Origin of the sequence: Acidisphaera sp. S103, assembly GCF_009765975.1 — a bacterium.
In the GTDB taxonomy this organism is placed as follows: Bacteria; Pseudomonadota; Alphaproteobacteria; order Acetobacterales; family Acetobacteraceae; genus Rhodopila.
This window is the reverse complement of sequence record NZ_LMUJ01000068.1, coordinates 45,146-45,782: the sequence shown is the minus strand read 5'-3', so window position 1 is coordinate 45,782 and position 637 is coordinate 45,146. Positions and strand designations below refer to the sequence as shown.

General features: G+C 61.9%; 1 protein-coding gene. It reads right to left on the bottom strand.

What is annotated here, in order from left to right:
- Positions 1–637, bottom strand: a 637-nt coding sequence (locus GSQ89_RS24900) for a VCBS domain-containing protein (protein ID WP_216856372.1), incomplete at both ends; no start/stop codon positions are given.

Here is a 637-nt window from a genome sequence, read left to right as displayed (position 1 = left end):
GGTTTCCAGGTCGCTCGTATTCGCCGAACCGCTGTAATAGTTTAGGCTGAGGTTGGGACTTCCGCTGACCAATTTCACCCAGACGCTGAACGTGTAGATGCCGGAGACGTTGGTCGCATAGTACAGACCGGAATCGGCGCTTGCGAGCGCGACCTGATCGGCGGTGCTGGCACCCCCATTTGGCCCGGCGGCGACGTTGGCGGTGATGCCGGGGGCAACGCCCGCGCTGAAAGCAGCCCATGGCGAAGCGTTGAAGGCCTCTGACTGGGTGATCAGGTTCTGAGCCGCCTGCGTCGTCGTCTGGACGTACGTCGTGCCGTCCGAAATGGTGTAATTAAAAGCGTCGGGCACCACTTGGCCCGTGGCCAGCGCGAGCACGTTCGCCTGGCTGTTGGCGAGGGTGTAAGTGTATTGCCCGTTGGCCTGGATCACGAGCGTGCCGTAGGTACCAACAATCGTCGTGGTACCGGTCGCGGCGACCGCGATGCCGTTGACCGCGATGACGCTCAGCGTCTTTCCCAGTGGATCTGTGTCGTTGGTCAACACGTTACCCGTCGCCACCAGTGTTTTGGTCTCAGTTACGCCAGCCGTGTCCGGGTTCGCCACGGGGTCGCTGTTCAGGCCGGTGACATCGACA